The organism is Clostridium algoriphilum (genome assembly GCF_020443705.1).
Lineage (GTDB): Bacteria > Bacillota > Clostridia > Clostridiales > Clostridiaceae > Clostridium_AD > Clostridium_AD algoriphilum.
Map to the genome: position 1 here is coordinate 1 of NZ_JAIZZK010000060.1, position 10,966 is coordinate 10,966.

General features: G+C 30.9%; 7 protein-coding genes and 2 pseudogenes. 4 read left to right on the forward strand and 5 right to left on the reverse strand.

Annotation, left to right across the window (positions count from 1 at the left end):
- Positions 1-714: 714 nt before the first annotated feature.
- Positions 715-1,530, reverse strand: a complete 816-nt coding sequence (gene spo0A, locus LGK95_RS20890) for a sporulation transcription factor Spo0A (protein ID WP_226126846.1) — start codon at positions 1,528-1,530, stop codon at positions 715-717.
- A gap of 293 nt (positions 1,531-1,823) precedes the next feature.
- Here spo0A and LGK95_RS22930 point away from each other — a divergent pair.
- Positions 1,824-3,384 (forward strand): annotated as a pseudogene (locus LGK95_RS22930) (IS3 family transposase).
- A 176-nt stretch (positions 3,385-3,560) separates the two neighbouring features.
- Here LGK95_RS22930 and LGK95_RS20910 read toward each other — a convergent pair.
- Complete coding sequence (locus LGK95_RS20910) at positions 3,561-3,728, reverse strand: hypothetical protein (RefSeq protein WP_226126847.1); 168 nt, start codon at positions 3,726-3,728, stop codon at positions 3,561-3,563.
- Between the two features lie 194 nt (positions 3,729-3,922).
- Between LGK95_RS20910 and LGK95_RS20915 the strand changes: the two genes are divergently transcribed.
- On the forward strand, positions 3,923-5,056 hold the full coding sequence (locus LGK95_RS20915; protein ID WP_226126848.1) for an MFS transporter: 1,134 nt from the start codon (positions 3,923-3,925) through the stop codon (positions 5,054-5,056).
- Positions 5,057-5,123: 67 nt separating this feature from the next.
- Positions 5,124-5,525 (forward strand): annotated as a pseudogene (locus LGK95_RS20920) (transaldolase family protein); the annotation flags it as partial.
- Positions 5,526-6,709: 1,184 nt separating this feature from the next.
- Here LGK95_RS20920 and LGK95_RS20925 read toward each other — a convergent pair.
- From LGK95_RS20925 to LGK95_RS20935, 3 genes are read right to left on the reverse strand one after another with little or no spacing between them, the layout of a single operon-like run.
- Positions 6,710-7,102, reverse strand: coding sequence for a hypothetical protein (locus tag LGK95_RS20925; protein ID WP_226126849.1), 393 nt, complete (start codon positions 7,100-7,102; stop codon positions 6,710-6,712).
- A complete protein-coding gene (locus LGK95_RS20930; RefSeq protein ID WP_226126850.1) occupies positions 7,099-8,784 on the reverse strand; it encodes a thiamine pyrophosphate-binding protein in 1,686 nt (561 codons plus the stop codon). The genes LGK95_RS20925 and LGK95_RS20930 overlap by 4 nt, the downstream gene beginning before the upstream one ends.
- A 16-nt stretch (positions 8,785-8,800) precedes the next feature.
- Positions 8,801-9,229, reverse strand: a complete 429-nt coding sequence (locus LGK95_RS20935) for a hypothetical protein (RefSeq protein ID WP_226126851.1) — start codon at positions 9,227-9,229, stop codon at positions 8,801-8,803.
- A 631-nt stretch (positions 9,230-9,860) separates the two neighbouring features.
- Between LGK95_RS20935 and LGK95_RS20940 the strand changes: the two genes are divergently transcribed.
- Positions 9,861-10,757: an HNH endonuclease gene (locus tag LGK95_RS20940; RefSeq protein WP_226126852.1), complete on the forward strand. Its 897-nt coding sequence runs from the start codon at positions 9,861-9,863 to the stop codon at positions 10,755-10,757.
- Positions 10,758-10,966: the final 209 nt, after the last annotated feature.

Here is a 10,966-nt window from a genome sequence, read left to right on the forward strand (position 1 = left end):
AGGGTATTAAAGAAGCTTAATAAGGAGTTAAATAAGGGCAATATAAATATATAGTTAAAGTATGGAATTTTTTAGATGAGTATTGCATAGTATAGAGTATAGCGTACGAATAAAGTAAGCGATAGTTAATAGCCATTCTCCTCAAGAGAGTGGCTATTTTTATAGTCTAAAATAATGCTCTATGACTATATATTCCGTAGTAGTTGCAAAAACATTTCTCCGTAGCAAAGTCTGTAAGCGTAAACTCATTGTAACCACTGCGGCTATAAAGTAATAATGAATTATTATTTGTTTTGTACTCTATTATTTAGTTGTAAACAATTGTCACTAAAATGAAATTTACAGCCTACCTTCGTAATAACGCCACCTATATTTTTATAATTTTCCGAACATTCGTAAACGAATTTATTCATTCCAGCCAATTTATTCTTTTTGATAAGTTGAATTTCATATACTATTAATAATATAGATTCAATATAAAAAGTTGTTCTGCTTAAACAATCAAAAGCCCATTCAACATAATAAATCTATATTTTGCTAAATAATGATTTGACCCTTGCCTTATAGTATGGAATAAAAAAATAATTAAAAGCAATTTGGCTATTCAAGTTGCTTTTAATTATTTTTTTCAATGCTTCTTTTGTTAAATCAAAATATTGGTTTTTATTTATATTAAGAATTTTTTAATATTAGGTGTATTTCTCTAGAAAAAAGCTAACTAACCTTATTTTGCAATCTTAACTTGTCAGCCACCATTGCTATAAATTCTGAATTAGTAGGCTTTCCTTTTTCATTACGAATAGTATAACCAAAAATTTTATTAATAGTTTCTACTTGGCCCCTACTCCATGCAACCTCTATTGCATGCCTCATTGCTCTTTCTACCCTACTAGCAGTAGTATTGAATTTTTCACCTATTAATGGATACAATTCTTTTGTAACCGATGATAATAGATTCATATCATTCACTAACATATTTATTGCTTCCCTTAAATACAAATAACCTTTTATATGAGCAGGTACTCCAATATCATGAATAATATTAGTTGTTTGAGCGATCATATCACCATCACCTGGTTGATTTTTATTGATTTTATCAGTATTACCAACATAAGCAGGTGTTTTTTTTACATCATCACTACCTATAGTGTTATTTAACATCTGTCTTATTCTTTTAATAAATACCTCCATGTCAAAAGGTTTTACAACGTAATAATCTGCTCCTAGTGATATGGCTCTTTGGGTTATTTTATCATGAGTAACTGCTGATAGTATTATTATACGTGGCATTGGATCTAAATCCATTGTATTTAACTTCTCTAGAACTCCCAAACCATCAGGAATAGGCATAATCATATCAAGTACAACCAAATCAGGTTTTTTTTCTTTAATTAATTTTAATGCTTCTACTCCATTCTCCGCGATACCAGTAACAACAATATCCTTTTCCATTGATAGATAATCATTAAGAATATTACGAAATTCTTTGTTGTCATCAGCAATGATTATGTTTATTTTCGACTCTTCCATATTTGTAATCTCCTTCACATTTCAGTTCTTTATTCCCAATAATTATTAATTCTACAAAAGATTGGTAATTACTTTTATTTTAGATCTATATTAAAAAACATTGTCGAAATATCTAATATAAAAGATGCTTCTTGCTATTTTCTATATTATTTCTAAATTCCAGCTAATATCCCTACCACTTTTTTCAATTCTCCAAGAATTTAAAAAAATTTAAAGGCCACTAATATTTGATATGCTCCCCTTGAAGTAGACAGATTAAATAATAAAAATCTGTTACTGAAAGGGGAGTATTTGTGTCTAGAGGAACTAAATATACAGCAGAAGAAAAGCATAAAATCCTAACAGCATATGAGAATGGAATTGGATCAATGAAAGAAATTGCCACTAAGTATGAGATTAGTGTGGATACTTTTTGCAAATGGAGATACAACAATAGCAAATATGGAATAGCTGGATTAAAAGAATCAAAAACATGGAAAAGATATTCAAAGGAACTAAAGGAAGCAGCTGTAAAAGACTATACATCAGGGCGATTTTCGCAAAATGAAGTTGCGAAAAAGTATGAAATATCAAATAAGTCATTATTACAAAACTGGTTAAAGAAGTATAATGATCATAGAGAGTTAAAGGCAATGACGAAAGGAATGAGCCAATCTATGATAAAGGGAAGAGTTACTTCTTGGAAAGAAAGAATTGAAATCACATTATACTGTATTGCTCAAGCAACGATTATCAACACGCTTCTGAGGTTTATAATGTCTCCTACCAGCAAGTATATCAATGGGTTAAAAAATATGAATCTGGTGAAGAAAGTGCACTTAAGGATAGAAGAGGAAGAAAAAAATCTGAAGAGGAACTAACACTCGAAGATAAAACAAAGCTCTCAATGAAAAAACTTGAAGTTGAAAACGAGAGATTAAGAGCTGAAAATGCATTCTTAAAAAAATTGGAGGAACTGGAAAGGGGGCGAAATTAAACCATACAGGACAAAAGGACAAGTATATTGTGATCTCACAGCTTCATGAAAAAGGGAAATTCTCTATCTCCTTATTATGCGAGGTAGCAACGATACCACGCTCTTCATACTATAAGTGGCTAAAGCGTGAAGAATCTGTGATAGAAATCGAAAATAATATGTTGATGACAGAGATTATTAAACTCTATAAGGAAGTAGATGGTATTTACGGTTATAGAAGAATGACACTGAACTTGAATCGAAGGTTAGGTCAAGTCCTTAATCTTAAACGTGTCTATCGACTTATGAGAATCTCAGGGTTACAATCTGTCATTCGTAGAAAGAAGAAACATTACATGAAATCTATTCCACAAAATGTAGCGGAAAACCTTCTTAACAGAAATTTCACTGCTGATAAATTGAATCAGAAGTGGCTTACAGATGTTACTGAACTCAAGTATGGTAAATCAAATAAAGCATATCTAAGTGCCATACTGGACCTACACGACAAATCTATTGTTGGATACGTACTTGGACATTCTAACAATAATGACCTTGTGTTTAAGACCTTAGATATGGCGCTAGAGGCTTTCCCTGGTGCAAGTCCAATAATACATAGTGATCGTGGCTATCAATATACTTCTCATGAATTTAAAAACAAATTGGATGATGCAAAAATGACACATAGTATGTCACGAGTAGGAAAATGTATCGACAATGGACCAATGGAAGGCTTTTGGGGAATTCTCAAGTGTGAAAAGTATTACTTGCACAAATATAACACATATGAAGATCTTTCTAATGCAATTGATGAATATATCACCTTCTACAATACCAAGCGATTGCAAAAAAGATTAAACGGCCTTAGCCCCATGGAATTTAGGACTTTAGCCGCTTAAGTGAATTTTATTATTTGCCATGTCTACTTGACAGGGGGCAGTTCAATTTGCTTATAAATATTAGTGGCCTTTTTTTTTTTATAATACGAAGAAAAATAAGATGATGCATGATGGTAAGATAAATGGTGTTGATGTTATGAAAATATTAGATTTTAAATAGGCTATTTTCAAATATATTATTTCTCTGTTGGTACTGCATAAAATATACATACTAAAATTCCTATAACAATTAATAAACCTAAAATTGCGGGTAACCCCATAATTTCCACCCCTTTTTCTTTTAATCTAATATATATATCATTAGTACCATATTTTAAAATGAAATGAAATGTAAATGTTATCATAATTTATTAATTAATTATAAATGGATTAAACATTATGAACATTAGAAGTTGATCTTTATCTGATGTCTTATTTCTCGTCCCCACAGTTGGCTCATAATAACCTTAAAGAAGTCCCTAGTTTCATATACCAAGCTTAGTTGAGAATGGAAGGGTAGCCCGTAGGGAAAGTTCCATTAGGGAATGCGGTAGTAGCAATGAATACAGTGCTTCCATCTTTGATTTCTAATCTAACCAGCAATACCGTTGCATTTGGAGGCATGTACTCAATTATGTTAGGAGCGCCCCTGGTTTTTAATTTAATTTTTAGTGGGTATCTTCAAAGATTTCCATTAAAGAGAAAATTTCTACTAATTGGTATCTATACGAGAAGTGTTAGCTTTCTTGGAATGGCCGCTGTTACGCTCATTTTTGCTAAAAGTAATCCACAGGTTGCCTTAGTTAGCTTATATTTCATTACTTTTCTTTTTTCCATTAGTGGTGGATTTGCTTCAATTGCTTATTCTGATATTGTTGGAAAACTTCTCACTTCAGAAAAAAGAGGGGGACTTTATGCAGCAAGACAATTTTTTAGTGGAATTGCAGCCTTACTTGGAGGGTTCTTTATTGCTTGGGTTTTCAAACCAGGGAATTTAGCATATCCCATGAATTATGCCATTGGTTTTATAATAGGAGCTATTGGACTTATGATTGGAGGCATGGGTTTTTGGGGACTTAAGGAACCACCTTCAGAAATAAAAAAAGAAGATCTGGTAATTAAAAATAATTTTGTAAGTAATATGGTGGAAATACTTAAAGCTGATAGACCTTTCCTCAAATTTATATTGATAGAAAATATAACTAGCTTCAGCTTAATGATTTTACCTTTCTATATGGTGTTCATTAAAAATTCTTTTTCAAACTATATGGATTATCTAGGCGTATTTGTAATTGCACAAGTAGTTGGTGGTATAACTTCAAATTTTCTTTGGCCTTTTGTTTCTAGAAAATTCGGTTCAAAGTCTGTAGTAAAACTTTGTATTTTTATGGGCTCTATGATTCCTGTTATAGCCTTACTTATTAACCCACTAGGTCCAATATGGTATATCCTTGTGTTTTTACTCCTAGGCTTTATAACCAGTGGTAGAAACATAGGATTTGAACCCTATCTTCTTGACATTGCTCCCAATGAAAAACGAACTATATATCTTGGAATTAGGGGAAGTTTGAATCTACTAGTAGTTTTACTTCCATTGGCAGGTGGAATATTTATTAATATACTTGGATACTATATGACATTTGGATTAGTTTCATTAATAATGTTTCTTGTATTTCTTTCAATAAAAAAATAAATTGAAGTTAGGTAGATTAGTTTATGGAAAAAAGTTTAATTGATGAAGGGGAAAGGTGCCTACAAGTCTTAAAGCAGTTAGCATATTATATAAAGAAGGAATCAAGACTAATGTGACATTAATTTTCTCTGCACAGCAAGCACTTCTTGCTGCTAAAGCAGGTGCAAGTTATGTAAGCCCATTTATGGGAAGACTTGACGACATAGGAAATGGTGGAATTCAAGTTATAGAAGATATAGCACAAATATTTAATTATTTCGGGTCTAAAACAGAAATAATTTCAGCTAGCATAAGGAGTTCCATGCATGTTTTAGCTTGTGCTAAGGCAGGTTCTCATATTGCAACTATACCGTACAATATTATAATGCAAATGATTAAACATCCACTAACTGATGCTGGTATTGAAAAATTTATGGCAGACTATAATAAACAGCTAAATAGAATCTGTATCACTTCTGTAATTCATTAAGAACGGTTATATATTTGTGTAATTTTAGTTAGATAACTATATATTTAACTTAAATTAGTATCGGAATTTATTTCGGTACTAATTTATTTTTTTGATATTATACCAATAATCGCATTCCGGTGTTATTATAATAAATCAACTTTTTAATATGATTATGATAATTTTTGAAAATATAAATCATAAAATCGAAATGTACCTTAATAAATAAAATGCTACGGAGAACATTCGGCTACTATTTGCACCTATTCAATTTACAGTAGACACTTTAGCTACAACTTTGCTAGTGGTGAGAAAGTTAATTTATATTTTAATACTTATGATAATAAAAAAAGGATTAATGGCTTTAAGAAAAAGGTAGTAGATACCTTAGATAGAGCAGATTTTCTGACAGAAAATGGTGAACAAGCGTATATAGAGAAAAAATATAAAAGTGATAGCATTTTTGACACTAAAATAATTGATGAAGAGTGGAGTTCAGATAAAGATAAATCTATGAAATTTGTAATGAGTGCATGTATGCTAAATTCAAATCCGATTTAGGAGTTTATAATGCTCAATTAGATAAAAAAATTTGTATTACATATAAGTATATGATGCCATGTTTATTAAAAGTAAAAGTTAATTCTATAGTAAAAGCACATCTGTTTTTTACCTTAAAAAAACGGTAAAAAGATACTTAACTTAATATATATATACACACGATTTGGTATATACTATATATATAGGAGTATCCATATTTTGTGTAGCAATTATATTATACCAAGAAATAGAGTATTCTGGTCATATAGGTTATGATATATCACCATGTTATAGAAATAAAGGTTACGGTACTCAAATTCTTCCATAAAGTTCGTCTTAAACAACTGTAGGAATTACTAAAGAGATCAGTAGCAACAAGGAGCAAAATACAACTTTGGATAAAATTTTTCGGTACCTAATTCTATTTCCACTAAGTCATAAAATAAGCTAAATGTAACATGATAAATACAATAACCCTTTTTTAAAAAAAAGTACCACACTATTTGAATAATGTAATACTTAATTATTTACTTGTTATTTTTTGTTTATACACAAGTGAAGGGAATAAATTATTGTATATATAAAACTTTGACTGCCGAGACAGGATTAAAATTAATAATTTCCCATAACGGCTTGTGCTTCAACATCTTTCAAATATACTAATATTACCCTTTGTATCCCTCAAATTCCAACCAATTCAAAGCTTCAGATTTATTATCGTAAATCTTGGGACTTATAATATCTCCATCGCCCCTGTTCATTTGCATCTTAATTATTGCACTACTAACAACTATAGCTGCATTACTTAAACCTATACCAGCAGCCCATGTAATATGTTCATGAATACCATCTACAATTGAGGAGGTTTGATACTCAGTTAAATCGCTACATTTTGCCCATATTTTTCCTTTTAGTAGCGGCGCAACTTTTGCAACATAATCTGCTTGGAATCTTTTCATATCCTCAACTTTCCAAAATCCTTTCTGAAATTCATGAACTATAGTCCCACCAGTAATAACCTCGATAGTGTACATACCATTTACATCTACAACTTTCATTTACTAACCTCCTTATTTACTCTTTCATTATTAAGTGCTTTAAATCTATCTGCAACTGCAGGAACTTCTGAGCCATCATTAATTAATTCTACTACTAACGGACCATTTGTAGTTTTTATTAGCTCTTTACACATATCTAATTCAGTCAAATCAGTTACAGTTAAAGCCTTAATACCCATTGCTTCTGCAATGGCTTTAATTGAAACTCTTTCCTGTGTCAACCCCTCTAATTTTCTATCAAAAAGATACTTATGCCCATGTTCTACATACCCTAACATGGCATTGTTTATTACAAAGTACACTATTGGTAAATTGTACTCTTTTGCAGTTAGAATTTCTGTTCCATTCATAAAGAATGCGCCATCACCTACTATAACTACAGTTTTAATTTCTTTATTCGCTAAAGAAGTGCCAACTGCCCCTCCGACGGCTATACCCATTGCACCATAATTTATACTTATATCAAATTTACTTTTATCCGATATTGGTAAATACTTAAATACAAAGTTCATAAATTCACCTATATCACAAACTAAATGGTACTTTTCTGGCAGTATTTTGGGTAGCTTCTCTAAAAATAACCTTGTAGATAAGCAAGTATGACTGCCTTTCACGTAGGGCGAATTTAAAATAGAATTATCTATAACGCATTCTGTATATTTTTTAAAACAATCTGCTTCTAATAAATCTAAAGCTTCATTTAAACTATAATTAATTGCTAAATCAACTTTAAATACTTTATTAAGCTCACTTTCATCCCAATCAATGTGTATTACTTTTCTATCTTTTATAAGCACATTATTATAATTCCTAGTTGCAGATTCACCTAAACTTGTTCCTAAAATTAGTACACAATCAATGTCCTCATTTTCAATATACTTCACCCCTAAGTCAGAACCTGAGAAACCATAACTACCTAAATTGTACTTAAAACTAGTTGGTATAACCCCTTTTCCTTCTGGTGTTGTTACTATAGGCCACTCAAGTTTTTCACTGAGATACATAACTTTATTTCCTAGATTCTTACATCCCCTACCTACTAAAATTAAGCCTGATTTACTTATATTTATCAAATCAACAGCTTTAAGCAATGTTTTCTTAGTATAATTTAAAGATGCCATATCTGAAAGTTTATACCTATCTGTTATTGAAGACTTGATAAACTCATAAGCATCAGTATTTAATATATTACTCATTTGCACATCTATGGGAATTGAAACATGCACAGGTCCATAGGGAGGTGTTAGAGCAATCTCTATAGCATTCTTTATAGTACATAATACATCATCTGGATTTATAACCGTTTTGCTGAATTTAGTAATTGGTTTCACTATATCTTCAGTATTAAGTTCTTGAATAGCACCTTTACCTATTTGCCACCGAGATACAAATCCACTAATTATTAGTACAGGCAACTTTCTTCTGTAGGCATCTGCAATGCCATTTATGGCATTATTAATACCTACACCACCTGCTAAAATTGATACTCCTAATTTTTCAGAGCCATCTGCATAATTTGTAGCTGAATACAATGCTCCAGCCTCATTCTTTGTTATTATCGGTTTAATACTTGTATCGTTTAATGAATCCCATAATGAACTGCAAGTCCCAGCTGGAATTCCAAAAATATACTCTACGTTATCCTGCTCTAGATATTTAGTAATACAAGTAGATATCTTCATTCTGCACCCCCTTTCTTTACCCGAAAATATTCTTGTATTTTAAAATTATTTTTTCACACTCTATTAGGGTTGCATCTTCTAGAATGGTCGCAACGCCAATAGACACTATAGGTAACACCCCTATTACATTTTCATCTACAATTAATGGAAACATATAAACACTTCGTACTGTAAAAGAATCCATATCAGAACTACTCGTTATAGAAGCATCTTTTATACATACTTTTTTCTTAGTACTCAATAATTCAATTAATATAGAATTATTCGCTAGTAGTACAGGATTATCCATGTGATGCCTTATCCAATCTTCTTGAGTTATTTTACCCTTGTTGCTTTTCATAACTGGTTGCAGTCTATCATCCAAAAGTTTATGATATCCTATGTCCTCTAAACCGGTTGAAATACTTAACTCAGCTGTCAATTCATAAAATGACTCTTCATCCATTTATTGCGCCCCTTTTGATTTACTGTACTACTTAGTGATGTATGGGTTACCTGTTTTTGAACCCCTTCTCCACATTTTCAATGAGATTGTACATTTATTATTCTTCAATATTGAATTATGAATAAAATTTGTGCGAATAATATCCATACTTTGTGAAAAGTTATCTTGAAGATTGCAGATTAATCAGGATCTGAAATATCTTTAAGTTTTAGTGAGCTTTGACTTATAATATTTTTCCCTCTAAAGATTTTTTGTACATTTTATAAACATGTAATCATTTCCATTTTAACAGAATTCATTTAAAAATGAAATAGAGAGTATAATAGCAATTGAGTTACAATGAACACCCCTTATTTTTAATAAATGAAAATTCAACGCAAATGAAATCTTTTTAATTAAATTTAATAGTAGTTACTTTTATATTTTGTAATGTCATGAGAGAAGTGGAATTACTTATGTGTTCGGATTGAGTGGCAAATAGTGTGACGAAAATCCATTGACATCAGAGGAATTTGCTATGATAAAGAATAGTGTGAGATTTGATGGACGGTATTATTCAATGAGAATTAAACCACCTACAAGGGATAATATTGTTGTTTTGAAAAAGATGGTAAAATCATAAGCAAAGAATATGTCCATATCGGAAATAAGATTATACATATCCAATGTTTTGCAGCAAAAGAAATTGGCAGGCGAAATTACCTGTACGCTGATAGCAGGTGATTTACAAAAGGAATTGGGGATTGTTAATGCAACACCTTCCGTTTGCGATGCAATGACTAAACCATGGAAAAGAGATGAACGATGCAAAAAGGTGCTTCAAATACAGATATCTCCAATAATAGAGTTAAGAACTGCTATTAGTTTTAAGCTGATGTTCATGTCATTAAATTTATTTAAGAATTATAAAACGAGGGTGTGGGATTTACAAGGAACCAATATAGTAAGAGAGATTAATATTCATGATTTTAATGTTCTTTTAGATGATATTTGTAAGGCTGGGGATACTCAGTCTATAGAGTATATTGGATTATTAAAAGATAATATACCTAAGGACAGTCCTCAAGTTGATCCTATACTGAATAATGTTTGTATTAATAATACTGTTCCAAAAGATACTATTGTACATGATGTTCCCGCCCAAAGTATCCCTGGTATGAGTAGTGTTACCCCTAAAGGTAAACTAAATGATGTAACAGAGGGACCTACTGTAAATGAAACTATACAATCAAAGATTAATAGAATAAAGCGAAATCAGAGAATTATAAAAGAGCTTAAGGATAAGTATAGCAATAAGTGTCAGATTTGTGGTTTTTCTTTTAAAGAAAAGAATAGTGGATATTATTCTGAAGGGCATCATATGAATTTATTGTCTAAAGGTGGAGTTGATCTTAAAAGAAATGTAGTTATTTTATGCGCTAATCATCATAGAATGTTTCATTATGCAGATGTGGAAGTGTTTGATATTGTAGATAATAAACGCAAAATCCTTATCAATAATGAGATGTGTTATATAAAATACATCTAATTCAAATTTAAAAGGGCTAATAATATTGAGTTCTTATGTTGCTGTAAATTATATGCACCTTGGTATACAACATTCATAGCATCCTATAGGATGCGTTTATTTCCTGAGATATGTAAATATTGGGATGCAGAAAATTTAGTCTCTCCGGATGAAATTGAGATTAGTAGTAAAGGATTTAAAATTTATTTGCTTAAATGTCCAACTTGTGG

Coding starts and splice junctions, on each gene's coding strand:
- spo0A (WP_226126846.1), bottom strand. CDS start 1,530: ATGGAAGAGTCGAAAATAAACATAATCATTGCTGATGACAACAAAGAA.
- LGK95_RS20910 (WP_226126847.1), bottom strand. CDS start 3,728: ATGATAACATTTACATTTCATTTCATTTTAAAATATGGTACTAATGAT.
- LGK95_RS20915 (WP_226126848.1), top strand. CDS start 3,923: ATGAATACAGTGCTTCCATCTTTGATTTCTAATCTAACCAGCAATACC.
- LGK95_RS20925 (WP_226126849.1), bottom strand. CDS start 7,102: ATGAAAGTTGTAGATGTAAATGGTATGTACACTATCGAGGTTATTACT.
- LGK95_RS20930 (WP_226126850.1), bottom strand. CDS start 8,784: ATGAAGATATCTACTTGTATTACTAAATATCTAGAGCAGGATAACGTA.
- LGK95_RS20935 (WP_226126851.1), bottom strand. CDS start 9,229: ATGGATGAAGAGTCATTTTATGAATTGACAGCTGAGTTAAGTATTTCA.
- LGK95_RS20940 (WP_226126852.1), top strand. CDS start 9,861: ATGTCCATATCGGAAATAAGATTATACATATCCAATGTTTTGCAGCAA.